Annotated in this window: 20 protein-coding genes; 17 read left to right on the top strand and 3 right to left on the bottom strand. The window is 46.0% G+C overall.

All coding sequences use genetic code 11. The features are described 5' to 3' along the window. Window positions 1-256: 256 nt before the first annotated feature. The 5 genes from NE665_RS08110 to NE665_RS08130 all read left to right on the top strand — a co-directional run bounded on the left by NE665_RS08110 (window position 257) and on the right by NE665_RS08130 (window position 6156). A complete protein-coding gene (locus tag NE665_RS08110; RefSeq protein ID WP_117442652.1) occupies window positions 257-2575 on the top strand; it encodes an Ig-like domain-containing protein in 2319 nt (772 codons plus the stop codon). 491 nt (window positions 2576-3066) lie between these two features. Further along, window positions 3067-3909, top strand: coding sequence for an HAD family hydrolase (locus tag NE665_RS08115; protein ID WP_117442653.1), 843 nt, complete (start codon window positions 3067-3069; stop codon window positions 3907-3909). 239 nt (window positions 3910-4148) lie between these two features. After that, window positions 4149-4616, top strand: a complete 468-nt coding sequence (locus NE665_RS08120; protein ID WP_117442695.1) for a GNAT family N-acetyltransferase — start codon at window positions 4149-4151, stop codon at window positions 4614-4616. Window positions 4617-4762: 146 nt separating this feature from the next. Next, window positions 4763-5515, top strand: a complete 753-nt coding sequence (gene gpmA, locus NE665_RS08125; RefSeq protein ID WP_117442654.1) for a 2,3-diphosphoglycerate-dependent phosphoglycerate mutase — start codon at window positions 4763-4765, stop codon at window positions 5513-5515. A 155-nt stretch (window positions 5516-5670) separates the two neighbouring features. After that, the gene (locus NE665_RS08130; protein ID WP_117442655.1) at window positions 5671-6156 is read left to right on the top strand and encodes a VOC family protein; all 486 of its coding nucleotides are present in this window, start codon (window positions 5671-5673) and stop codon (window positions 6154-6156) included. Window positions 6157-6853: 697 nt separating this feature from the next. Here NE665_RS08130 and NE665_RS08135 read toward each other — a convergent pair. Continuing rightward, window positions 6854-7660, bottom strand: a complete 807-nt coding sequence (locus NE665_RS08135; protein WP_117442656.1) for an HAD family hydrolase — start codon at window positions 7658-7660, stop codon at window positions 6854-6856. Window positions 7661-7847: 187 nt separating this feature from the next. Here NE665_RS08135 and NE665_RS08140 point away from each other — a divergent pair, with 187 nt between their 5' ends. The 7 genes from NE665_RS08140 to ald all read left to right on the top strand — a co-directional run bounded on the left by NE665_RS08140 (window position 7848) and on the right by ald (window position 15721). Beyond that, entirely contained in the window at window positions 7848-10292 is a 2445-nt protein-coding gene (locus NE665_RS08140; RefSeq protein WP_178759983.1) for an excinuclease ABC subunit UvrA, read from the top strand. Beyond that, on the top strand, window positions 10279-10737 hold the full coding sequence (locus tag NE665_RS08145) for a helix-turn-helix transcriptional regulator (protein ID WP_117442658.1): 459 nt from the start codon (window positions 10279-10281) through the stop codon (window positions 10735-10737). Before NE665_RS08140 ends, NE665_RS08145 begins: the two co-directional genes overlap by 14 nt. A 115-nt stretch (window positions 10738-10852) precedes the next feature. After that, entirely contained in the window at window positions 10853-10987 is a 135-nt protein-coding gene (locus NE665_RS08150; protein ID WP_256302525.1) for a hypothetical protein, read from the top strand. Between the two features lie 252 nt (window positions 10988-11239). Further along, window positions 11240-13147: a DUF4118 domain-containing protein gene (locus NE665_RS08155; RefSeq protein ID WP_117442660.1), complete on the top strand. Its 1908-nt coding sequence runs from the start codon at window positions 11240-11242 to the stop codon at window positions 13145-13147. A gap of 640 nt (window positions 13148-13787) precedes the next feature. Further along, window positions 13788-14150, top strand: a complete 363-nt coding sequence (locus NE665_RS08160; RefSeq protein ID WP_117442661.1) for a DUF1232 domain-containing protein — start codon at window positions 13788-13790, stop codon at window positions 14148-14150. 66 nt (window positions 14151-14216) lie between these two features. Continuing rightward, window positions 14217-14405 (top strand): hypothetical protein, encoded by a 189-nt coding sequence (locus NE665_RS08165; RefSeq protein WP_178759982.1) that lies wholly within the window; start codon window positions 14217-14219, stop codon window positions 14403-14405. 206 nt (window positions 14406-14611) lie between these two features. After that, the gene (gene ald / locus NE665_RS08170; protein WP_117442662.1) at window positions 14612-15721 is read left to right on the top strand and encodes an alanine dehydrogenase; all 1110 of its coding nucleotides are present in this window, start codon (window positions 14612-14614) and stop codon (window positions 15719-15721) included. A gap of 336 nt (window positions 15722-16057) precedes the next feature. Here the strand turns inward: ald and NE665_RS08175 are convergent, their stop codons facing one another. Both NE665_RS08175 and NE665_RS08180 read right to left on the bottom strand, forming a co-directional pair. Then, window positions 16058-16888 (bottom strand): creatininase family protein, encoded by an 831-nt coding sequence (locus NE665_RS08175; RefSeq protein ID WP_117442663.1) that lies wholly within the window; start codon window positions 16886-16888, stop codon window positions 16058-16060. 61 nt (window positions 16889-16949) lie between these two features. After that, window positions 16950-17750, bottom strand: coding sequence for a MerR family transcriptional regulator (locus NE665_RS08180; RefSeq protein ID WP_117442664.1), 801 nt, complete (start codon window positions 17748-17750; stop codon window positions 16950-16952). Window positions 17751-18163: 413 nt separating this feature from the next. Here NE665_RS08180 and NE665_RS08185 point away from each other — a divergent pair, with 413 nt between their 5' ends. The 5 genes from NE665_RS08185 to kdpB all read left to right on the top strand — a co-directional run bounded on the left by NE665_RS08185 (window position 18164) and on the right by kdpB (window position 25090). Further along, a complete protein-coding gene (locus tag NE665_RS08185) occupies window positions 18164-18457 on the top strand; it encodes an NAD-binding protein (protein ID WP_117442665.1) in 294 nt (97 codons plus the stop codon). A gap of 35 nt (window positions 18458-18492) precedes the next feature. Next, window positions 18493-20001 carry a DUF4118 domain-containing protein gene (locus tag NE665_RS08190; RefSeq protein WP_233104576.1) on the top strand — a complete coding sequence of 503 codons (1509 nt, stop codon included), beginning with the start codon at window positions 18493-18495 and terminating at the stop codon, window positions 19999-20001. Then, a complete protein-coding gene (locus NE665_RS08195) occupies window positions 19994-20677 on the top strand; it encodes a response regulator transcription factor (protein ID WP_117442667.1) in 684 nt (227 codons plus the stop codon). The genes NE665_RS08190 and NE665_RS08195 overlap by 8 nt, the downstream gene beginning before the upstream one ends. Before the next feature lie 618 nt (window positions 20678-21295). Continuing rightward, complete coding sequence (kdpA, locus tag NE665_RS08200) at window positions 21296-23014, top strand: potassium-transporting ATPase subunit KdpA (RefSeq protein ID WP_117442668.1); 1719 nt, start codon at window positions 21296-21298, stop codon at window positions 23012-23014. Between the two features lie 18 nt (window positions 23015-23032). Then, window positions 23033-25090: a potassium-transporting ATPase subunit KdpB gene (gene kdpB / locus NE665_RS08205; RefSeq protein ID WP_117442669.1), complete on the top strand. Its 2058-nt coding sequence runs from the start codon at window positions 23033-23035 to the stop codon at window positions 25088-25090. Window positions 25091-25097: the final 7 nt, after the last annotated feature.

A 25097-nucleotide genomic window follows, 5' to 3' on the forward strand; every position in this document is an offset into this window, starting at 1 on the left:
GTCATCAAAAAATTCAATATATCCTTCAAAATATACAAAAAAAGACAATTTCATTTCGAAAATTGCCTATATACAATAAAAAGCCTATGTCCTTACGAAAAGGTATAGGCTTTTGTCAACAATCTGAGGTGGTTTTTTAAATAACCACCTACTATTTACAAAGGTATACGTATTGATACGGATTGAGGTGATAGGGGAAAAATCAGAGGTTAAGAAGAACATTTCATGATTGAGATATGAAGGAGGGAATTTAACAATGAAAAAGTTTATAACAGCTCTGGCATCGCTCGCATTGATGCTTGGATGTTTAACGCCTACTCAGCTGCTCGCAGCTGATTCAAAATCGGAAGACAAGTTAACTGAGAATACAGTAAGTGGAAAACGCTATGTATTTGCAAATGGAAACGATGTCGTTATCGAGCAGGATACAGATGGCAATACCTACGCAGCTTTAAAAAACGATAAGAATAAACGCATCGTTGTAGACAAGGATACCTTTCTGTTCGCAGGAGCAGAGGAAAATGGCAGCTATGATGAGGTAACCATTGAAATGAAGAGTGGCGTCATTGGTACAATCATCGGTTCAAATAAGGGACCGGGAAGTATTGGTACCTCCAATATTATTATTGACAATGGAACAATTGGCATGGCAATTGGAAATCAGGGGGCAAAGGCAAAGGATATAGTCTCCGGTGGTGGGGCTGCATCGTATGAAAAAAGAAAAGAGCATACCGTTCATACAGTAAATATTACGATGAATGGCGGCTCTGCTCAGGCGCTTGTTCCTGGCAGCTATGGCAATACCTATGTAGAGAATGCGAATGTTACGGTAAATGGAGGTGCAATTGCAGCTACTACATCTCCGATGCAGGCTGGTGTTTTGGGTGGAACGAATGGAGAAATTGGTCAGCTGACAATCAATTTTAATGGAGGAACCACCAAAGATATTGCTCTTATGCAGAGAACGATGGTTACAGGAAAAGCAACCGTGAATGTCAATGGCGGCGTTGTTGGCAATATTTATGCAGGCTCCTACTATGATGACAATGATAACGCATTAGGAACCGCAAATTGGAATAACTGGGGTGCAGGAGATGTGAATTACGGGCAGGCTGCAGCAATTGATGTTAATATCGGAAGTAATGCAGCGTATGACAATATATTCTCCGGATTTCAATATGTTGATAAGAGTGTTTTCGTAAACAAATATAAGAACTGGATTTCTACCTTGGATGGCTCTGAGTCTGCATCACTTACCATTCATATGAATGCGGAGCCTTCATTGGAAAGAGGTGCGACTACACAGAAAGCAACCAGTGTATTTGATTTACAGGGTGATTTTATCCGGATCCCTGTTACCTCCGTTCATATGGATAAAACAGAGCTGAAGCTACAGACTGGTGAAGCAGCAACCTTACATGCCGAAGCTGCTCCAAGCCTTGCAAAAGATAAGAATCTTGTTTGGACATCCAGTGATCCTACGATTGCTACATTTGATGGGGATACAAATAGGGTTTTAGCGCTACGTCCGGGAACAGCGGTGATAACAGCAGCTGCTGGAAATGTGAGTGCAAGCTGTACAGTTACAGTGGATGAAGTGACAGCGGTGATACCGCCGCTCGATACAACAAAGCCTGCGGAAAGGGTAGAAGCTGGACTGAATGATAAAACTGTTATAGAAAAGCTCAATAAAAGTATTGATGTGCTTGCAGAAAGCATTTTGGCAGGAAGAGAAACTTCAATGGTAAGCGAAGAAACAGCTGCTAAAATTAAAAAAGGGCTGGAGGATGGAAAAGCGTTAACGGTTGAGGTTGTATCCCAACGCACAGAAGCATCTGAAATCAGTAAGGAGGAAGCTTCACAGATTGGTGATACGCTAGAACAGCTTTCTGCCAAAAATAATTCCAGCACGGGAATCGCTCAATATCTTGACCTACGGATTGTACTGAAGGTTGGCGGAGCTGTTGTTGGAAATATGCAGGAAGCATCCTCACCACTGGTGTATTCAATTATACTTCCAGAGAATCTGATGAAGGAGGGAAGAATTTTCCATGTTGTCCGCATACATAATGGAAAAGCAGAAATTCTAACTACAAAGCAGAATGAGCATATTTTAAATTTTGAAACCGATAAATTTTCAACCTATGCTGTTATATACGAGGATAAAAAGGCGGATAACGGTGGTACTACCACAAATCCGACACCGGATACCACAATCTATGATGTCGTTTTCGTTGATCACACCGGCGCTGTTTTGAAAGTAGATAAAGTAGAGGCTGGTGCTTCAGCAACTGCTCCACAGGCCCCTGAGCTTGAAAATTATCGCTTTGTAAAATGGGATACAGATTTCACAAAGGTAAGTAAAAATCTTCTTGTAAAACCGATTTATGAAAAAATAACAGAGGATGCAGTAAATACTACTCCAACAGAAGGGGAAAAGGACGATAAGGAGCATAGCTCTCCAGATACCGGTGATACTACCGCAGCAGGCTTATTTTCTGCATTTGCTTTGCTTGGTCTTGTATCCATGGCTATTGTTGTAACAGTTCGTAAAAAAAGCAGCTTGCATAAGTAAGCGGCTATGAATTGAAAAGAAGACGGATTCCGTCTTCTTTTGCGTTGCGGTGGACAATAAAAATAAGGCTGGTATTCAATACGGAGAAGGTGTGCAAGGATAATCTTACGAAGGAATAAGGCTGTAGAGGCTTTTTAAATACTTATCATGCTCTTTCAGTATATAGAGTAGTCTGCTTTCTTTCCTTAATGCATGATAAAAATACAGTAGAGATAGAATCGTGTTTATTTGCAAAACTGTTCTTACAGGCAGTGTACGAGAAGGTTATATACGTGTTAAAACACAGTTGACGATGATTTCCGCATCCGCTATAATCAAACCATACAGAAGGCAGGCAAATCATAATGGCATAGCCAATAAAAGCCAACGATTCTTTGGTTTCTTCTCATCACAGCACTATTTGTTTGATCAGACTTTATCATTGGCGCTTGATGTAAGTGTGCAGGTGTTATGAAGACAATACAGCTCAATACTATGAGGAGGGAATAACGATGTATAATTTAGAAAAAAAGGTCATTCTGATCGATGTGGATGGAACGCTGGTGGATTATGAAAATCATCTGCCGCCTTCTGCAGTCGAAGCGATACGTATGGCCAGAGCGCAAGGACATCTGGTTTACATCTGTACCGGTAGAAGCCGCAGTGAGGTATATGATGAAATATGGAATATCGGTCTGGATGGGATGATTGGCGCAAATGGCGGATATATCGAGCATCATGGAGACATATTATTTCATGCACATTTAAAAAAAGAACAATGCAGTGCAATCGTAGACTGGCTGCATAGCCGTAATCTGGAATTTTATCTGGAAAGCAATACGGGGCTGTACGCAAGTGAACATTTTGAAGAAGCAGGAGAACCTGTCATGCAGAAATACATGCAGCGCAAGGGGAAAGCGCAGGAGAATATCCATATACGTACACAGTTTCCGAATATGGTGTTTGGAGAAAATCTGTATCGAAAGGATGTTAATAAAATCAGCTTTATTTTAAATTCCTATGCGGATGTGACTGCCGCAAGGCAATACTTTCCGGATTTAAAAATCAGTACCTGGGGTGGTAAGGGGGAAACAGCTCTTTTTGGTGATATTGGAATACAGGATATTGACAAGGCGACAGCGATCTCTCTTCTGCTGAATTATCTTCATATGGAGCAAAAGGATACGATTGCTTTTGGGGATGCGGCAGTGGATATTCCTATGCTGGAATATTGTGCGCTGGGAATCGCTATGGATAGTGGAGGTAAGGAAATCAAAGCTATGGCGGATGATATCACTGCTGCCGTGGATCAGGATGGACTATATAAGGCATTTTTGAAATACAAATTGCTTTGATGCGCTTGCAATTCCGATATTGCATCACAAGGCAAACGCGATATGCTAGCGCAGTAAGAATGAGAAGCAGCAGATTTATCATTTTCCGAATCGTTGATTACAAGGCCGTAAGCCTATAGTGTAGGATTCTTGGGATGCAGGAAGCGCATGTGACACCGCGTGAAATAATTCCATACTGTCTTGCAGCCCTGAGAAATACACGAAGCGAAAAGCTTCAGATGGAAGAAGGAGTGGGAAGAATGGAACTTACCTATAGAAAAGCAACAACGGATGATGCGGAGTTACTGCTGGATATTTATAATGCTTCGTTCTATGATGATTACATACGATATGGAGAATGTCCCGGTTACGGGAAAACTAAGGCGGAAATGGAGGCAGCTATCGAAACCTCTAGCAAATATATCGTGTTGTATGATACGGATTTTGTCGGAGTAATTTCTGTGATTGAAAAGGAAAAAGAAATGTATGAGCTTAACTGTCTATGTGTACTTCCAGCATATCAGGGAATGGGAATCGGCACGCAGGCATTTCAATATATGCTAACAGTTTGTCCCAACTGGAAACAAATTACGCTCGTCACTCCTGCTGACAAAGAACAGAATATCAACTTCTATACAAAGAAATGCGGGTTTCATCTGGGCAGAAAAACGATGGATGGTAATGTGGAAATTGTAAGCTTTTATAGGAATCGATTTACTGACTCTTGAGGGCTTCCTATTTCTGTGTGACGATTTGCCGGGATTTGGACCTTTTCATGACAGTGTGGGCAAATGCATTGACAGCACTCCTTTACAAGCATATACTGTTATTAGTTAGATAGAGATAACTTTTAACACCTAAGGAGAAGTCACAAATGAAGCTTGTATTGATTCGTCACGGAGAGAGTGAATGGAATAAATTAAACCTGTTTACCGGATGGACAGATGTTGATCTGAGTGAAAAAGGACATGAAGAAGCCAAGGCGGCAGGAAGAGTGCTGAAGCAGGAAGGATTGGATTTTGATATCTGCTATACTTCCTATTTAAAAAGAGCGGTGCATACGCTGGATCACATTCTGGATGAAATGGATCGCACCTGGCTTCCAGTTGTGAAGTCATGGAAGCTGAATGAGCGTCACTATGGAGCTTTGCAGGGCTTGAATAAAGCGGAAACCGCTGAAAAATACGGAGAAGAGCAGGTCAGGGAGTGGCGGCGCTCCTACGATATCCTCCCACCGGCATTGAACCCAAACGATGCGCGGAGTGCTGTTGCACAGATAATGTATCGGGATGTGGATCCGGATGAGCTGCCGAGCTGTGAGAGCTTGGAAACGACGGTTGCACGGGTGGTACCGTATTTCAACAAGGTCATCAAAAAGGATATGATGGCAGGGAAACGCGTCATCATTGCGGCACATGGAAATTCTCTGCGTGCATTGGTGAAATATTTTGATAAGCTCAGTGAGGAGGATATCGTGAATGTGAATATTCCAACGGGCATTCCGCTGCTATACGAATTCGATGCACAGGGCAATCCTTTGCACCATAGATATCTTGGTGATCCGCAGCTTTTGAAGCAGAAAATGGAGGCTGTTGCCAATCAGGGAAAAAAAGCAATCGGCGTGTAAAGGAAAACGGTTTGATCCTATGCATCGGAAAACAGGGCATTTCGCTTTATATACCATGGAACATAAAATCGCTCAATTCCAACGGATGTCTTCTTTTTACAATTCCTATTGACGGCCCTCTGGTATAATGGCTGTATTCACAGGGAGGCAGCGATATGAAATACATGGGAAGCTTATATGCAGTAGATGATAAAGAACGCACGATTGCTTTTTATAAGGAGGTGTGCGGTCTTCGCGTGATACAGGATTTTGGTACAAATTTCACGATGACAGGAGGTATATCCTTTCAGATAAGAGAAAGCTGGGCGGATTTTCTGGAGAAGGAGCCTATGGATGTTCATTACGGCGGCAATGATGCGGAGCTGTATTTGGAATGTGAGGATCTGGACGCTTTTGTAAAGCTGTTAAACAGTCGTACGGATATCGTGCAGCTTCATCCGGTAAAGGAGCATGACTGGGGACAAAGAGGCATTCGTTTTTACGATCCGGACATGCACATCATCGAGGTCAGTGAACCACTGCCTGTTGTCGTCAGCCGCTTCACACAGCAGGGGATGAGCCTTTCACAGATTTCTGAGAAAATGGGATTGTCTGAACGCATGGTGAACCGTATGCTGAAAAGGAACGAAAAAAATTTATAGTACAAGGGCTGTCCTGCGGCAGTCTTTTTTACATAAGAAAAACAAAGCTCGTCCGAAGGTTCAGGCTTGCGTATTTTGTATAATCGCATCAACTTCGTCTCGTGTATCAGCTTTTTATTGACCTCCCTGCGCCTGTGCTATGGGGTACGCACTGCGGGCGAGGTATCATGAAAAAAGATAGATATAGGCGAGCGATGACGTTAAAAATACTAGTAGGAAATAGCACGCTGTGATTTGACAGCGCTGGACTATGTGCATACGCAGTAAGGGATACAGCACGGGAAACAGCAGGTGCATCTTCCTTATATTATATGCAAATATAAGCAAAGCAGGATGGAACATCATGCATATTCGGGGATTCCTTGTCACAATAAAGGAGGACAAGGTATGCGCCCTGTGTGCATCGTAAAGCCTTCCTGTGGAAGCTGTCCTGTTTGCGAATTGCAGGTAACCAGAAATGCAGGAAATAAAATACAGGACAACGGGAATAGCTGTATGAAAAGGGATATATGAACGTCATATACATAGGGTGACAAGTGCATGAGGATAGCATGATCGTACAAGGGATTGGCAGGTTCAAAGAAATAAAGCGAGAAAACAAAAAAGCCGATGCTGCAGGTATATCACCTGCCGTATTGGCTTTTTCATTCCCTCTGTTACGTATTCACAGGAATTCACGCGGTAGATTGCGGACTTGTTATCTGGCTAGAATATGCTTTTCCAGATACCAGGCCACACCGTCCTCCTCATTGGAAATTGTCTGGGCGTCCGCATGGGCAAAGGTATCCATGGTCCCGTTGCTCATCCATACGCCGTGTCCGACTTCCTTCAACATCTCGTTGTCATTGCTCGTATCACCAAAGGCGAGCACCTCATCCATCGCGATACCAATATCCGCACACAGGTGTCGAAGCCCGCTTGCCTTATTCACCCGCTTATCCACAAACTCAAACAGGGTAGGATCGGAACGAAAGGCTGCACAGGTCGTAAGATTCAGCTTTTTTGCACGCTGCTCTACCATATCCATATCCTTCGGCTGACATTCTACAATCAGCTTTTGTCTTGGTCGGTCACAGAGCGCATACAAATCTGTGATCTGTTCATCCTCATGATACAGAGCAGCCTTGGCACGGGTTGCCGCAGTTCCCGTATTCACATAGCGCTTTTCCTTTTCAAAGATCCAGAAGCGCACGGGCATATCCTGATATTGATCCATGATATGCTTCAGCAGCTCTCCGTCTATGGTATAAAAGTTCTTCTGCGTATCCTTTGCTTTATCATAAATGCATCCGCCATTCATACCGAGTACATAATCCACGAGCTCCTCCATTTCCCATTGCTTTATGAGGGAGAGAATCGGATACAGCGGTCTTCCACTGGCGATTGCAAAGGACATTCCCTGTTTCCTTGCCTTGCGGATTGCTTCCTTATTTATACTGCTTACAAATTTTTGCTCGTTTAACAGCGTCCCATCTAAATCACTTACCATTAGCTTATATTTCATATCATCACCTGCGGGAATCATACCATAAAATAAGAAGCAGGAAAAGATGACAAAGCAGCTCTATTGTTATATCCGCCTGAAGGGCAGCGCGTTCTTTGTTATGTTTGGTTGACAAAATGCTGTCTTGCGTTGATAGCATTTCCTTCTGCATTCCTGTATAGTATAGGTATATGATGAGGTGATGAGGATGAAGGATATCGTGATAACACATGCCACACAGGGAAATCTGAAAAATGTCAGTGTATGTATACCGCATGGGAAGCTGACAGGAGTCATCGGTGTTTCCGGTTCAGGAAAATCAACACTCGTAATCGATGTTTTGTATCAGGAATGTCAGCGGCAGTATCTGGAGGCGATTTCCTATCAGGGAATTGCTAAGCCAAGGGTGGAATCCATACAGCATGCGGCTGCGGCAATCGTGATATCTCAGGATTATAAAAATATGAATCCAAGATCCTCTCTTGGTACCATGACGGATATGTATACAGATCTTCGTATGCTGTTTGAAAAGCTGTCTGTCTATCCATGTCCCTGCTGTCACATGCCTGTCCATGCGCCTATGCTCAGCGAGGAGCTGGTTAAGGAGCATGAGGAATATAGTGTTTATACCATATGTCCACATTGTAAAAAACGCTTTGAAAAGCTGACGCGAACACATTTTTCATTTAATACCGCAAGAGGAGCCTGTCCCCACTGTGAGGGGATGGGGACGGTTTTTGCGCTGGATATGAACCGCCTGATACAGCCGCAGCTGTCGCTGCAGGAAGGAGCGATAACCCTGTGGCAGCACCGATATCTGGACTATCGCCTGCAGCTGCTTGCGAAGGTGCTGCAGCCGGTTTCCCTTTCTGTCCGACCGGATGTACCATTTGCTTCGCTGCATCCGGATGTGCAGAAAATATTGATACATGGCAGTGCAGCGGTAAAGGAGCGCTATCCAAGCCTTGCGGAATTTGAAGGAGCCGTTCCAAATTTCTGGCGGAGATACAAGGAATCGGAGGGAAGCTTTTCGGGAAAGCGTCTTCTTGTGTCAAAGGAATGCCCGCATTGTCACGGAGAGCGTCTGCAGAAACGAAGCAGAGAGGCTGTCCTCTGTGGGAAAACACTGCCGCAGCTGGCACAGCTGTCCCTGCAGGAGCTGCTGGATTGGGTGGAAGTCTTCTTTACAGAGCAAAAGCAGCTATCGCAGGATGCGCAATCCTATCTGCTGGATTTGAAAACGAAGTGCTCCCGATTGCTTCGCATCGGACTGGGCTATCTGCATCTGGATCGTACGATGATGAGCTTATCCGGTGGAGAAAAGCAGCGTGTTCGTCTGGCAGCGAGTCTGGACAGCTCTCTGACGGGGATGATCTATATACTGGATGAGCCGACACTCGGTTTGCATCCCAGAGATAACGAGGGAATCATTACAGTTATGAAGCAGCTGCGTGATCAGGGCAATACGGTCATCGTTATCGAGCATGATAAACATGTGATTCAGGCATGCGACTATCTGCTTGAGGTAGGCCCCGGCGCTGGGATGCTTGGCGGGGAGATATTGTGCTCGGGAAGCATGACAGAAGTATTGAAAAATCCCAAATCCCTGTATGCAGCGGCCTTGCGGCGACGACATGGGAAGCTACCTCATACAATATCCAGTATCCAGACCTTTGGTATCCGGCATGCCAGTATGCATAATCTGAAAAATCAGAATGCCGTCTTTTTAAAGCAGGCGGTAAATGCTGTCAGCGGGGTATCCGGCTCAGGGAAGAGCACACTGCTGTTTGATTGCCTGTTGCAGGATGATACCAATATGCAATGCAACGATATGCAGCGCTTTGGATTTGAAGGCATTCAGGATATTGTAATGGTACAGCAGCAGCCGTTGCACACTATGAAGCGCTCTGTGGTCGCCACATTTACGGACGTCTGGGATGAAATACGAAGGCTGTTTGCTAAAACTGAAGACAGTAAACAGCTGCATCTGCAGGCGCAGGATTTCTCCTTCAATAAGGGAAGCGGCCGCTGTCCGCGCTGTGAGGGATTAGGAACAATTACCAGCAGCATGCTGTTTTTTGAGGATGTTGAGCTGCCCTGTCCAATTTGTAATGGCAGGCGATTTCAGGATTCTGTTTTACAGGTACGCGTACAGGGGCAGACGGTGGATGACATTCTCTGTATGCCGGTAGCTCAGGCGGCAGTTCTGTTTCAAGAGCATCATAAGCTGACCAGAATTTTGACACTGCTTCAGGAAATCGGTCTGGGTCATCTGTGTTTGGGACAGCGGCTAACAACCTTGTCAACCGGCGAACAGATGCGGCTGAAGCTGGCAAGGGAGCTGCTGCGCAATACAAAGGCAGAGGCTCTTTATGTGCTGGATGAACCTACGGCGGGACTGCACCCGCAGGATGTGGAGCAGCTTATGATGATATTGCGGAAAATGGCAGCGGAAAAGAATACCATAATCGTAATTGAACATGATTTGCAGGTGCTGCGTCAGGCGGACTGGATCGTTGATCTGGGAGTCGGAGGAGGCGCTGCCGGTGGAGAGGTATTATGCTGCGGTCCTGTGAAGGATATCATTTCCTGCACACGCTCAATAACCGGGAAATATTTGAAAAAGGAGATGGAAGTATATGGAGATGTCTGAGAAGCTATATCAGCTGCGCAAAGAAAGAGGCTGGTCACAGGAAGAAGTGGCAGTTGAGCTACAAGTGAGCCGGCAGACGGTTTCAAAATGGGAGAGCGGCGCGACGATGCCAGATACAAAACGGTTAAAACAGTTAAGCGATCTTTATGGTATTGGTGTGGAGAGTCTGCTGAAAGGAAGCGCGCTGCCAAATGCACAGCAGCCCTTTGATACTGCCAGTGACCTAATTGACTGGACATCTGCATGGGCAAAGAAATATCCTATCCTACAGGAATATAAAACGATGGAGGATATACATAAGCATCAGGAAAAAATAGATATATGGTTTCAGCGCTTCCAACAAGTATATGGTACGAATGATCTGGACACCTTTCTAATATTAAAGGATATGCTGTATCAGAGTTATCTTAAAAGAAATGAAAAAAATAAAGCTGATAGGGAATAGAAGCCTTTACTTCTTTGAGCTTGTTAGGAATACATTTACATGCTGATGCATCTTTTGCTTTCCATGCTGGTGTATCCTATTCATTTTTGTAGAGGGTACCGCAAAGCAGCTGTTTATGGAGCACTATGAAAATCTTGAAAAATTATCCAAAATAGAAAAATACCGCCAGCGGAATCCCTCTACCTACTATGAAACAGAATGGAGTAAGGTATTGCTGCATAGAAATCATGAGGAAGACAAGGAAGTCTGAGCTTTTACACATCGTCTTTTATTCTTCCGGCAGAGGTTGTGTGCAATGTATGTTCGGCTGCTTTCACGAAGGAATTCTAAAACAGCATTCCCTACTTATGAAAGGCTCCTGTATCCTTCAAGTACATATGCAGAGCCGCTTCTATAAGCTACTGTTTGGATTTCATAAAGATAGGTATATATTTCGTAAATATGATATATATGGAAGGAAGAGCTTCTGCAATCGCTGTTATACTGATACAGGGTGATGGCAATGAAACAGGGTAAAATGAAAATATTCTTCGGATATTGTGCAGGTGTGGGAAAAACCTATGCCATGCTGGAAGCTGCCCATGAGCGGAGACGGGAAGGCATGGATGTGGTTATCGGCTACATCGAAAAGCATGATCGATCAGATACGATTGCATTGATGCAGGGACTGGAGTGTATACCGTTAAAAGCGATTATGTATCATGGTATTACACTGGAGGAATTTGATTTGGATCAGGCATTGCAGCGACATCCGCAGCTGATACTGGTAGATGAGCTTGCGCATACCAATGCACATGAATCGCGGCACCCTAAGCGCTATAGTGATATTCAGGAGCTGCTGCATGCGGGAATCGATGTGTATACGACTGTGAATGTACAGCATTTGGAAAGTCTGCAGGATGTGGTTGCAGGTATTACGAGAGTGCAGGTACAGGAGCGTATTCCGGATGCTGTATTTGATGAAGCAGATCAGGTGGAGCTGGTGGATATAGAACCGGATGAGCTGCTTGAACGTCTGAAAAGAGGGAAAATCTATCATAAGACCGCCGCACAGAAGGCGATGCATAATTTTTTTGTGAGAGATAATCTCATCGCACTGCGTGAAATAGCCTTGCGTCGTTGTGCGGATCGGGTAAATATGCGCGTCAGCCTGAAGGATCGCAAGTCCACACGGGAGCATATCCTTCTCTGTCTGAGCCCGTCCCGCAGCAATGCGCTGGTTATTCGTACCGCTGCACGCATGGCAAGTGCTTTTTTCGCAGAGTTCACGGCACTGTATGTAGAAAATGTAAACGAGGAGCCGCTTTGTCGTGAGGATTTGGAACAGCTGGAACAAAACCGACGTCTTGCGCAGCATTTTCATGCGAATATCGTATCTGTGGCAGGAGAGAATATTGCACAGCAGATCAGTGAATATGCCAAAATCAGCGGTGTTTCCAAGATTGTTATCGGCCGTACCTCTCCCCGTCCGCACTTCCGTGCAAAAACACTGATCGATCAGCTCACTCTGCTGGCTCCCGATCTTGATATCTATATCATTCCGGACGCTAATGTGAAGCCTGTGAAAAAGAAAAGGCGAAGGCGGATACAGCCCCATGTATTCCATCATCGTGACTTCATGCTTGCAGTATTCTTGTTTCTGGGAGCGACCGGAATCAATTTGCTCATGTATCATTTTCAGCTGCCGGAAGCAAATATCATCATGGTATATCTTTTGGCAATCGTTTTGATTTCCTATAGCACCAGCTCCCGCGTTTATGGATTGAGTGTTTCTCTGCTGATTGTCGCCGTATTCAATTTCTTTTTTACAGCACCCCGCTTTTCCATGGAGGCATACGATCCTGCATATGCAATGACCTTTGCCGTCCTGTTTATCGTTTCCTTTATCATCAGTACCCTGACCCGAACAATGCGCATGCAGCTTAAGGTAAATGCCATGCAGGCACATCGCATGGAGCTGTTGCTGGAAACCTCACAGCAGCTGCAGCTGGCAGAGAACATGGCACAGCTGGGTGAGGAGGCAGTCCGACAGCTGTATAAGCTGCTGAACCGTACCATCATCATATACAGTGTAAGGAATAAAACCCTACAGGAGCCAATCATTTATCATGAGCATTTAAGTGAGGAAGAGGAACAGAAATATCTTACGGATAACGAGCGTGCTGTTGCACAATGGGTGTTAAAAAACAATCGCAAGGCCGGGGTTTCAACCAGTACGCTGCCCTATGCAAAGGCCCTGTATTATTCCATCCGAAAGAGGGAACAGGTCTATGCTGTTATTGGAATAGCTCTGCAGCAAAAGGAGGTATTGTCACCGTTTGAGCGCAGTATGCTGGCAACCATGCTGAATGAGATTGCTTTGGCAATGGATTCTATGCGCAAGCAGAATCGCAGAAGTACGAATCATTAAGAGCTATATGGAACAACAGGGCAAAGAATATCTGTTATCGGCTCCTTGCTTTCGGAAGGAAAGGGGAGGCTTACAATAGACCTCCTTTTTATATCCGGGCTTTGCATAAGCCCTGTGCAATCCATGCTATGAACTTACGGGAAAGCATGGAAAAGGCATGACGCAGCTTACCTGGGATGATATAATAGGCATAGAATGCTTGCAATACATACTGTGGATTGCCGGTATATTACATAGGAGGCGGTAGCTGTACATGCATCCGTGTTGCCACCGCTGCGCATAATAAGAGGATGCAGTATACTTTACAGCAAGAGGGTTTCAACCTTGCGGTGTGATTTCTTAAATAGTCCCAAGCTTGCCTATAAGCTAATGCTTTCGGAAGAACGGATGTTTTTAACATAATTGTATGAAACTGAGCAGAGAGTGCAGTATACAGAAGGGATGAGAAAGCATGCGGAAAAATTCAGAAGCTCTGTGCCTGCATTCGGGTGTGCTGGGCGCTGTATGAATCCGAATTTAAGGATATCCGCCCTATCGTGTGAGCGGGTACACAAAAGCTTACAAGCAATGGGGTTCTGTGGAGAAAATCGCGAAGAAGCGTAAGGCAGGGTGAAGGAAATTGAAAGAGAATTCGTTACGTATGGTTTTGAAAAAAAGGGCAAGACAGCTGAAGCAGGATTTGCCGATTATTTATCTGGTATGGAAGGATAGGGATACGCCGATGTTAGCGAAGGTGCTTGCGGCTATGACGGCAGTATATGCACTTTCACCGATTGATTTGATTCCTGATTTTATACCGGTGCTCGGCTTGCTGGATGATGTGATTTTGTTACCGGCGCTGATTGTATTGACGTGTAAACTGATTCCTGATGAAATCTGGAAGCGAAATCGCCGGCAATGCGAAGAAAACCAGGAGAAGAAGCAAAAGAAATGGTATTATGCGGTTCCGATTGTCGTTATATGGCTGCTGATTATCTGCCTCATTGTTAAAGCGGTGTTGTAGGGATAGCTTCTGGATTGGATATAGAAAAATTGCGGATACCTGAGAAATGAAAAAGGAGAATGAAGGATGTACAGTGGTTTTGAGGATACACAGGAAGCGGTGATTAACCCGTGGGATATTGTAAAAAGAAGAGAGGATTGTCCAAAGGTTGCTGTGACCTGCTTTGCACATAATCTGATTGCATATGCAACTGAAAAATATCAAGCGCAGGTTTATGACTATTTGCATACAACAAACGGTGATAAGCCTATTTAACAGGCAGCAGCTCATATTTATATAGAATACAGGAAAACACGTATAAATGATACAGATTCCGGATTAAGAATAGTATGAGAAAAAAGGCTGGTCATTTTTACAATTCATGAAAGATGTTACAGAAAACTTTGTGATTCAGGAAGACAGAGCATGGAAACCTTTACCAAAAAGTGTTATAATGAAGCACATAAGGAGTGTGAATCATTATGAAGATTGGAATCCCTAAAGAAATAAAAAACAACGAAAATCGTGTATCCTGTACACCTGCTGGTGTATTTGCATTATGCAAGGCGGGACATGAAGTTTATGTGGAAACAAATGCCGGAGCAGGAAGCGGTTTTCCGGATAAGGAATATGAAGAAGCCGGTGCACAGATCAAAGCGGCCGATGAAGTATTTGCTTTGGCTGATCTGATTGTGAAGGTCAAGGAATATCTGCCACAGGAATATCATTATCTGCGTGAGGATCAGATGGTTTTCACGTATCTGCATATCGCAAATGATGAAGCCTTTGCGAATGCATTGCTGGAATCAAAGACAACCTCCATTGCCTATGAAACAGTACGTGACAGAAAAGGCGGACTTCCACTGCTGACACCGATGAGCGAGGTTGCGGGACGCATGGCTGTTCAGGTCGGAGCAACGATGCTGCAGAAAAACAATGGTGGACGCGGCTTGCTGCTGGGGGGAGTTCCCGGTGTGTTCCCGGCAGAGGTTGTGGTGATCGGCGGAGGTACTGTTGGTCTGAATGCGGCAAAAATTGCCTGCGGCTTAGGTGCAATCGTAACAATATTCGATATCAGTGCAGAGCGTATGGGCTATATCGATGATATTTCCGGAGGAACGATTCATACAGCCTACAACAATGAATATAATCTGCGCAGAGCGCTGCGTACAGCGGATCTCGTTATCGGAGCAGTGCTTGTGCCTGGCGCAAAGGCACCGAAAATCGTAACTGAGGATATGGTCAAAACAATGAAGCCGGGAAGTGCGATTGTCGATGTGGCGATTGATCAGGGTGGCTGTATTGAAACAAGTGATCATATCACAACACATGATGATCCGTATTTTGAACGCCATGGTGTTATGCATTATTCTGTAGCTAATATGCCGGGGGCGGTACCTCGTACCTCAACGATGGCGCTTTCCAATGCTACGCTTCCATATATCTTAAAGCTGGCGGAAAAGGGAATGGATGCTTTGAAGGAGGATGCAGGCTTTTTAGCAGGATTGAACACATGCCAAGGGCATATCACCTATCAGGGAGTCAGCGATGCCCTGCGATTGCCGTTTACTGATCCCAAGGAGCTGCTGTAGGCCCTGCAAGCGATAAAAAAGCATTCCCGATATTGCTGAAACGGTTGTAATAGTATATCGTAGCTTCACAAATAGCAGATAGTATAAAATAGGAGAATTCAACTCTGAGCATAGAATTGAAATTCTCCTTTTTTGTGGAACTATGACAGGAATAGAGGAAGGTTTTATAAGTCTTCACTTTATGCTGTAAAAGGAATACAGACATATATTTCGTGAAATCCTTCAAAGGTCAGTATAATCAAACAGAGGAAGAATTTCAGATAATATCCATTTTCTGCATACTTTGATTACAACGGTAGCGTGAGGAGCGCTGCTGCATAAAGGCGCTTATCAACTCTACGCAGCCGCCGCTTTCATTAGATTCATGAGAATCTGATCTGTATACGCGCGTATAACCTCCTGCTCCACCTGCTGAATTTTATCCAGCTGTATATTGGCGGGATTCCCGCAATAGCCAAGCGGTGTCAGCTGCTTGGCACTGCTTCCTCCCTGAATCCACTGCTTCATATCACACAGTTTCAGCTGTGTCGGCTGCAAGGCCTTTGCACATTCCATATCCACAAGCTGCTCATATTGCAAAGCCATCCAGCTGGTTTCCATTGCTCCTGCATGGATATCGATGCAGGAGGTTTCGATCGCTATCGTATCTGGTGACAGAGAAACCGGTATCAGACAGTCTGGAAGAGGAGCATAGCCAAGCTGCTGAAAGATGCTTTGATCGGCGAGGTATGCAACCGGACTGCTTTTTGAATGCAGCTCGATAACCGTCTCTGCCAGCATCCTCATATGACGGAAATCGCCATGAAAGCTAACAAGAAAAATATGTTGAAAGCCCCAGCTGTCCAAATTCTCAATGATTTCCTTTAACAGAGCTTGAGCGGTTTCCTTGCGAATGCTAAAGCTTCCGGTAAAGCCATCCGTTATGCTGTTGATGCCCCAGTAAAACGGTGGTGCAATCACAGTGCTTTTCCCCTGCTGCTGCAGCTCATCTCTGATTTTTCGGCATACGACCCCGGTCAGGTACATATCAGTTCCCGTGCATAAATGCGGACCGTGTTCCTCGATTACGGATACAGGCAGTAAAACGGCTGCCTGCTGCTGTATGGCTGCCTCAATCTGGGGATAGCTCATTTCTGCCATAGTTCCTTTAAATACGGACGTATTCATATTCATATTCCTCCTTGTATAGCAGCAGTATAAACGTTGCCCCAGGGGAAAGGTCAAGTGCTCAGGAGCAGATTTTAAATTGATATTCGCTGATGTAATTCTCTTCACTGTTGGTAACTGCCTCATTTATATAATAGATGATAAAGACATCCTCCTGTGTTTGCAGACATCTGTTTGTAAGCTCCTGTCGTAAGCATTGCAGCTGGAAGCCAAGATTGGCATAGGAGCCTTTGACGGTGAAGCAGGCATAATCTCCCGCAGGAAGAAGATAATCACAGGGGGAGCGCAGTGTACACTGTGTGCAGAAGGATACGGTTGTCATCTGTGCCTTTGTAGAGAGCAGCAGGGAGGGAAACATGGATCCATCCTGTGTCTGTTCCTGTGCAATCTGCTGCTCCAGCTGCAGAAATCCATCGGTAAATGCAGCTTCTGACAGTGGAGAGGTTGAGGCGAAGCGCAGCTGCCGTGATGGAAACCTACGAATTGTAAGCTCTGCAGGCTGCAGCTCTGGCAGCTCCTTTTGTATACGGTGTATGGTATCCAGACGCTTTTGCAGAAGCCTCTGCTCCTCATAGAGCCGTGTTTCCTGAACAGCGAGCTGCTGCTTCAGCTGGTCAAATGCGACATGCTGCTGATCGATCTGCAAAAGCTCCTTCAGCTCCTTTAGTGAGCATCCTAGCTCCTGCAATCCTTTTATGACGTGCAGCTGAGCAATCTGCTTTCTGGAATACAGGCGGTACCCGTTTTCCGGATGAAGCTGCATCGGCTTCAGCAATCCGATTTTATCATAATGGCGCAGTGTTTTGGTGCTGATTGCACAAAGCTCTGCGATTTCTCCGATTGTCAGCGGCTTCTCTTTCACACGATCACCCCGTTTCTAGTCTTCATCGTAGCATATCGTACGAAATAGTCAATAGAAAGCCTGAGTCTCCTGAACGTTATAGGATTTCTCTGCGTGCATCCAAAAAGCAATCGATTCGAGGGGACTGCTGTCTGTCCATTCGTATAGGAAATCGTGCCGACTTTCTATAATGGAGCAAATCTGCGCAATTATGAATAATCGTTCCGATTTCCCATAATAGCTTTATGTCTTGCTCTCTGCATAGCTTCTTAACAAAAAAGCTGCAAAATCTTTATATCCTTAATGGAAACGCCGGCACTCTTTATGCAGTCTTCACACATTCTTAACACCGGCTTTGGATTGCTTACACTGTCTTTATATGCAACCTGCTAGTATATAGGAGATAAGAGAGGCTAAGGCAAGAGGTGTTCCTGATGTTTATAAGAAATCATTTCAGAAATCAGAAGGTGCTGGTTGCGGGCTTTGGAAGATTTGGAGCCTGTCTGGCAGCATTGAGTAAGGCAGGCTATGCTGTCGTGGTGATAGATAAACTGAAAAGTGCCTTTCAGCATCTGTCGGACAGCCTTCAGGGCTTTGTGATTGAGAGGAGTGCGGCGAATGTGCATGTGCTGGACTCCTGTCAGGCTGGAAATCTAAGTTGTACTGCTTGCGGCAGCAAGGCTGGTAAAGATATCCGCAGCTGTGTAAGGCGTAGGAAAACCACATGAAATCTGCTATAATTGGTAAGGAAATGAGGGGTCTGATGAAAAACAGTCATATATGGAAAAATCTATGCATCACTGCTGTGATTCTGTTTCTCTGCACACTGGTATCCTCTGTCTTTGATGATATAGAAATCCGTACGGAAAACATCATGCTGATTTATTTGATCGGAGTATTGCTGATCGTTGTGGAAACCAGAAGCTTTCTGTGGGGCATCACCTCCAGCCTTCTGAGTATTCTTACCTTTAATTATCTGTTTACCAATCCGACATTTTCGTTGCAAATTGATGATTTCAATTATATTATCACGATTATCGTGTTTCTGATTGTTTCCTTTGTGACCGGCTCTCTGGTCAACAAGCTGCAGCAGCATGCCCATAAGGCCAGAAGCAGTGCCCGTCAAACCACTGCCTTATATGAAATTACGAGAGCCTATCTGACTTTGTCCGGTGTAGATACGATTTTACAGCACACGATTCGCTCACTGTATACTGCCCAGCAGACCATCTGTATTGTCTATTATAAAGATAAAGAGGCACTAAAGAAGATACAGGAGCCAGTGGATACCATCGCTGCGCCGGATGACGGTATGGCGGCGTGGTGTATGGAAAAGGATTGTGACTGTGGTGGGGGAACCTCCTATTATGAAGCGCAGCCCTGGACCTATCATCCCATGCACTGCAACAATCAGCTGCTGGGTGTGTATGCGCTGTATGAGGAAACCTCCCTGCGGGAAGAACAGCGTCTGTTTGTCCATACACTGATTTCACAGATGGTAATGGCGGTGGAACGGGAGCTGCTGTATGCGGAGCAGGAGCAAAGCAGAATCGAAATAGAAAAGGAAAAGCTGCGCAACAATCTTCTGCGCAGTATCTCTCATGATCTTCGTACCCCTCTGACTGGGATTGCGGGAAGCAGCACGCTGATCTGCGAAAATTATCAGGATCTGGACGATGATACCATCTACCATCTGGTAAAGTCCATCAGCAGTGATGCCTTGTGGCTCAATCAGCTGGTAGAGAACTTATTGAATATGACAAGGATTCAGGATGGGAAGCTGCTGCTGAAACAGAATGAGGAGGTCGTGGATGATATCATCTGTGAAGCCGTATCACGATGTGAAAGCAGAAAGCGGGAGCATACGCTGAGGGTGACGCTGCCGGATGAGGTTTTGCTTGTGGAAATGGATGGACGGCTGATCATACAGGTGCTTGTCAATATGATTGATAACGCCATTAAGCATACACCGGATGCGACAAGTATCGATATTCGCTGCTATAAGAATCACGACTGGGCGGTGTTTGAGGTCATTGATCAGGGAGAAGGCATTGATGAATCCATCCGCGAGCATTTGTTTGAAAGCTTTGTGACCACCAAAAGTGAACGCAGCGATTCCAGACGCGGCGTGGGTCTTGGCTTAACCATATGCAAAAGCATAGTAGAGGCACATCACGGGGAAATCTTTGCCTATAACCGGTTGGATGTGCAGGGCGCAGTGTTCGGCTTTCAGCTGAAGCTGGCCGCAGAAAGGAAGGAATACCATGCATGATAAAATATTGCTGATTGAGGATGATGCCAGCATTATTCGATTTCTGAGTCTGTCCTTGGATAAGAACGGATATAAGGTGATAGAGGCACGAAACGGCATTGAGGGAATTTCATTATTCATGAGCGATAATCCGGATTTGATTCTCTTGGATCTGGGACTGCCGGATATCGACGGCAGTGAGGTGCTGCGTCAGATTCGTTCCCAAAGCGAGGTGCCGATTCTGGTAGTATCTGCCAGAGGGCAGGAAAGGGAAAAGGTGGAGGCACTGGATCTGGGGGCGGATGATTATGTCACCAAGCCGTTTCATATCAATGAGCTGCTTGCCAGAGTACGCGTAGCACTGCGCAAGAAAACACCGCGCGTTGTTAAGGAAAAGGTGTTTGTGCTGGATGGTCTGCGGGTGGATTTTGAAAAATACAAGGTCTATGTGGAAGACAAAGAGGTGCATCTGACGCCAATCGAGTTTAAGCTTCTGGTATTGCTGATCGAGCATGCAGGCAAGGTGCTGACCCACAGCTTTATCATCCGTAATATCTGGGGGTACAGCTCCTGTGAGGATTCACAGTCCCTGCGCGTTTTTATGGCGAATATCCGCAGAAAAATAGAAAAGGACAGCTCACATCCCCGCTATATACTGACAGAGGTAGGCGTAGGATATCGCTTTGTCGATGAATGACCGGTACAAACCGGTTTTTTCATTGCATAGGCATATTGCTAAACCATACCAGCGCGCTGTAAACCTTCATGCAAACATACGTCGTGTGCAATATCCATATAACTGGGGCTATGACAAAGCTTCGCACAAACAATCGTATTGCGCTATAAAGGATGCAAACTGATGACGGATACAAAGGACTGCGCAAAGCTAAAGCTGTATAGCAACCAAACAGGAGTATGCAGCTTGCGCGAAATTGCATAAAGAGATTTTAAAAACCGTATTTTCAAGCGTGAGGATAGGGATAAACAGCATCCATATCATGAAGAGGGGACTGCCGTGGTTTACCGCAGCATTCCCTCTTTTTTTTCAATATTTTTTCGATTGCATCCCCTCTCACGATACCTTCTTCCTTCCATTTGAGCGAATCGTCAGGCGCAATCGCTTTCATCAGAAATCCTTACAGCTTCTTAACATTTGCTCCCTGTTCTTCACACCTGCTTTATACGGGATTCGCTATAATGGAACTCGTTAAGAAAGGAAGGGTTTGGATATGGAAATGATCGTTATATTGTTTTATGGCGTTGCCATTGTCCTGTTAGCATATTTGTTTTACATGCTGTTTAAGGGTGAATCCATATGAACAGCGCATGGATTTTGCAGGATGTCGTTTATGTCGTGGCACTGCTTGCCATCGGATATCCGCTTGGCTGTTATATCTACAAGATTTATAACGGGGAGCAAGTAGCTCTCATGCGGGTTTTTGCACCGTTGGAGCAGTTGCTGTACCGTGTGATGGGAGTCGATGAAGAGCAACAGATGCATGCGAAAAAATATGCATCCAGCGTTTTGTGGTTTTCCTTTTTCGGATTTCTGATCGTCATGGGGCTGCATCTGGTGCAGGCATGGCTGCCGCTGAATCCAGAGCAGCTGGAAAACACCAGTCTGCATCTCGCCTACAACACAGCCGCAAGCTTTGTATCCAATACAAACTGGCAAGCATATACCGGGGAAGTCACACTGTCCTATCTGACGCAGATGGCAGGACTTACCGTACAGAACTTTGTATCTGCGGCTACCGGAATCGCTGTTTTGTTTGTCCTATGCAGAGGCTTTGTGCGCAGGGAAACGAAAAATCTCGGGAACTTCTGGAGTGATCTTGTAAAGATTACATTGTATATTCTGCTGCCGCTGTCTGTCGTGGTATGCCTGCTTCTGGTCAGTCAGGGTGTTGTACAGACACTGGATCCGTATGCATCCTATACAACACTGGAAGGTACACAGGGCGTGTTGCCGCTGGGACCTGCGGCCAGTCAGATTGCCATCAAGCAGTTGGGCACCAATGGCGGCGGCTTCTTCGGTGTCAACGCAGCATTCCCGTATGAGAATGCAACCCCGCTGTCCAATTTTATTGAAGCGCTCTGCTTACTGCTGATACCGGCTGCTCTGTGCTTTACCTTTGGAAAAGCGGTTAAGGATACCCGACAGGGAAAGACGATTCTTATCGTTATGACGGTGATCTTTGTTGCTGCATTGGTGGGTCTGAGCTGTGCGGAAATCTTCGGTGCTCCATCCTGGGATAGCGTAGCATCTCTTGGCGGAAGCATGGAGGGGAAGGAAACCCGCTTCGGTGTCGGTGGTAGCTCCTTGTGGGCTGCGGCAACAACTGCCGCAAGCAATGGCTCGGTAAATGCAATGCATGATTCTCTGACTCCCCTTGGCGGGATGATCACCATGTTTCTCATGCAGCTGGGTGAGGTCGTTTTTGGCGGCGTGGGCTGCGGCTTGTATGGCATGCTGGCCTTTGCCCTGCTGACGGTGTTTATGGCCGGGCTGATGGTCGGACGCACACCGGAGTACATCGGCAAAAAGATCAATGCCTTTGATATGAAGATGGTCTGCATCATCCTTCTGGTACCGCCGCTGTGTCTGCTGCTGGCAACCGCAATCACCACCCTTTTCCCGGCTGCACAGCAGCTGCAGGCTGACGGCGGATGGCTGAGCAACACCGGAAGTCACGGTTTCTCAGAAATTCTGTATGCCTACACCTCCATGGCGGGGAACAACGGAAGTGCCTTTGCCGGTTTTCAGGCTAACACGGTGCTCACCAATGTGATGGGCGGTACGGTGATGCTGCTGGTACGCTTTCTTCCCATGGTTGCGGTTATCTATCTGGCACAGAGTCTGGCCAGTAAAAAATACGTACCGGCCGGCTCGGGAACGCTTGCGACAACATCCCCGCTGTTTGTCGGATTTCTGATTGTGATCGTGCTGATTGTCGGAGCACTGACATTTTTGCCGGTGTTGGCGCTTGGGCCGCTTGCGGAATTCTTTACGCAGCTGCATGTACTCGGTTGAAAGGGCAGGTGATATGCTATGAAGCAGGTAAATAAGCAGGCAGTATACAAGGATTCCATACTGCAGGCATTAAAAAAGCTGGCACCCAATGTGCAGGTGCATAATCCGGTTATGTTTATCGTTTATATCGGGGCAATCTTTACGACAATATTGTTTGTCGCTGGTATAGGGGGGATGCAGGACGAGCCCTCCTGGTATGTATTCGTCATTGCGCTGATTTTATGGTTTACCGTGCTATTTGCCAATTTTGCGGAGGCAATCGCAGAGGGCAGAGGACGGGCACAGGCAGAGAGCTTGAAAAAATCAAGGAAACAGGTACTTGCACATAAGCTTTCAAGCATTGCAGAGAAAGAAGCATATACCGATGTATCCTCCTCTGATTTGCAGGTGGGTGATATCTGCTATGTAAAAACAGGAGAAATTATCCCGATGGATGGGGAAGTGATAGAGGGAATCGCTTCTGTCGATGAATCGGCGATTACCGGAGAAAGTGCGCCGGTAATACGGGAATCCGGAGGCGATCGCAGTGCGGTGACCGGAGGTACCACCGTTGTGAGTGACTGGATCGTACTGCGGGTTACGGCCGCAAGCGGTGCGTCCTTTCTGGATAAGATGATTGCCATGGTTGAGGGAGCGGCACGAAAAAAGACGCCCAACGAAATTGCTTTACAGATTCTGTTGATCACTTTGACCATCATCTTTCTGATAGTTTGTGCAACGCTGCTTCCGATTTCCCGGTATGTGAGAGATATGGTGGGACAGGGGGCGGCAGTATCCCTGAGCAATGTGGTTGCCCTGCTGGTGTGTCTTGCTCCGACAACGATCGGCGCCCTTATGTCCAGTATCGGAATTGCCGGCATGTCCAGACTGAATCAGGCAAATGTACTGGCAATGAGCGGACGTGCCATTGAAGCAGCCGGGGATGTGGATGTTCTGCTGCTGGATAAAACGGGAACGATAACGCTGGGGAACCGGCAGGCAGTTGCCTTTCAAAGCGTATCGGGGGTGCAGGAGCAGGAGCTTGCGGAAGCAGCTCAGCTGTCCTCCTTGGCGGATGAAACCGCCGAGGGAAGAAGTATCGTCGTACTCGCAAAAAAGAAGTTTCATATCCGTGAGCATCCCATGCAGCAGCTGCATGCTACATTTATCGAATTCTCCGCAAGAACCCGTATGTCCGGCATCGATATTGCCGGCGGTATGGAAATTCGCAAGGGTGCCGCAGATGCTATCAGAAGATACGTGGAGGCTGGTGGAAACACATATCCGAAGGAGTGTGAAGCAGCTGTTCAAGCCATTGCCGAGCAGGGAGGAACACCATTGGTTGTCGCTAAAAACCATAGGGTGCTCGGTGTTATTTATCTGAAGGATATCGTAAAGGACGGCATACAGGAAAATTTTGAAGCGCTGCGCAAAAGCGGAATCAAAACGATTATGATAACCGGGGATAATCCGATGACCGCCGCAGCCATCGCAGCGGAAGCAGGCGTGGATGATTTTGTCGCTGAGGCAACCCCGGAAACCAAGCTGGAGCTGATTCGGGAATACCAAAGAAAGGGGCATTTGGTTGCAATGACCGGAGATGGAACAAATGATGCACCGGCGCTTGCACAGGCAGATGTCGCTGTGGCAATGAATTCTGGTACACAGGCAGCAAAGGAAGCAGGCAATATGGTGGATCTGGACTCCAGTCCGACCAAGCTGATTGAGGTTGTTCGTATCGGAAAGCAGCTGCTGATGACGCGCGGGGCACTGACCACATTTTCCATTGCCAACGATGTAGCGAAGTATTTCGCCATCATACCGGTGCTGTTTATGGGAATCTTTCCCAATCTGGCAGCGCTGAATATCATGCATCTGACAAGCGCGACCACGGCCATTCTATCCGCGGTCATCTACAATGCCGTTATTATCATAGCTTTGATTCCCTTATCCCTGCGCGGTGTGAAATATCGGGAGCTTCCAGCGGATAAACAGCTGCGGCACAATCTGATGATATATGGCGTCGGGGGAATCATCCTTCCATTTATCGTCATCAAGCTGATCGATATGGCACTTACCATGTGTGGCATTGCTTAGGAGGTAG

Origin of the sequence: Clostridium sp. DFI.1.208 (assembly GCF_024463855.1) — a bacterium.
Classification (GTDB): Bacteria; Bacillota_I; Bacilli_A; order Erysipelotrichales; family Erysipelotrichaceae; genus Clostridium_AQ.

Excerpts from the sequence above, each read along its gene's own strand:
- NE665_RS08130 (WP_117442655.1), top strand. The coding sequence starts at position 5,671 with ATGAAATACATGGGAAGCTTATATGCAGTAGATGATAAAGAACGCACG.
- kdpB (WP_117442669.1), top strand. The coding sequence starts at position 23,033 with ATGAAGCAGGTAAATAAGCAGGCAGTATACAAGGATTCCATACTGCAG.
- NE665_RS08165 (WP_178759982.1), top strand. The coding sequence starts at position 14,217 with ATGTACAGTGGTTTTGAGGATACACAGGAAGCGGTGATTAACCCGTGG.
- ald (WP_117442662.1), top strand. The coding sequence starts at position 14,612 with ATGAAGATTGGAATCCCTAAAGAAATAAAAAACAACGAAAATCGTGTA.
- kdpA (WP_117442668.1), top strand. The coding sequence starts at position 21,296 with ATGAACAGCGCATGGATTTTGCAGGATGTCGTTTATGTCGTGGCACTG.
- NE665_RS08175 (WP_117442663.1), bottom strand. The coding sequence starts at position 16,888 with ATGAATACGTCCGTATTTAAAGGAACTATGGCAGAAATGAGCTATCCC.
- NE665_RS08160 (WP_117442661.1), top strand. The coding sequence starts at position 13,788 with ATGGTTTTGAAAAAAAGGGCAAGACAGCTGAAGCAGGATTTGCCGATT.
- NE665_RS08190 (WP_233104576.1), top strand. The coding sequence starts at position 18,493 with ATGAAAAACAGTCATATATGGAAAAATCTATGCATCACTGCTGTGATT.
- NE665_RS08150 (WP_256302525.1), top strand. The coding sequence starts at position 10,853 with ATGGAGCACTATGAAAATCTTGAAAAATTATCCAAAATAGAAAAATAC.
- NE665_RS08110 (WP_117442652.1), top strand. The coding sequence starts at position 257 with ATGAAAAAGTTTATAACAGCTCTGGCATCGCTCGCATTGATGCTTGGA.
- NE665_RS08155 (WP_117442660.1), top strand. The coding sequence starts at position 11,240 with ATGAAACAGGGTAAAATGAAAATATTCTTCGGATATTGTGCAGGTGTG.
- NE665_RS08140 (WP_178759983.1), top strand. The coding sequence starts at position 7,848 with ATGAAGGATATCGTGATAACACATGCCACACAGGGAAATCTGAAAAAT.
- NE665_RS08195 (WP_117442667.1), top strand. The coding sequence starts at position 19,994 with ATGCATGATAAAATATTGCTGATTGAGGATGATGCCAGCATTATTCGA.
- NE665_RS08120 (WP_117442695.1), top strand. The coding sequence starts at position 4,149 with ATGGAACTTACCTATAGAAAAGCAACAACGGATGATGCGGAGTTACTG.
- NE665_RS08145 (WP_117442658.1), top strand. The coding sequence starts at position 10,279 with ATGGAGATGTCTGAGAAGCTATATCAGCTGCGCAAAGAAAGAGGCTGG.
- NE665_RS08185 (WP_117442665.1), top strand. The coding sequence starts at position 18,164 with ATGTTTATAAGAAATCATTTCAGAAATCAGAAGGTGCTGGTTGCGGGC.
- NE665_RS08115 (WP_117442653.1), top strand. The coding sequence starts at position 3,067 with ATGTATAATTTAGAAAAAAAGGTCATTCTGATCGATGTGGATGGAACG.
- gpmA (WP_117442654.1), top strand. The coding sequence starts at position 4,763 with ATGAAGCTTGTATTGATTCGTCACGGAGAGAGTGAATGGAATAAATTA.
- NE665_RS08135 (WP_117442656.1), bottom strand. The coding sequence starts at position 7,660 with ATGAAATATAAGCTAATGGTAAGTGATTTAGATGGGACGCTGTTAAAC.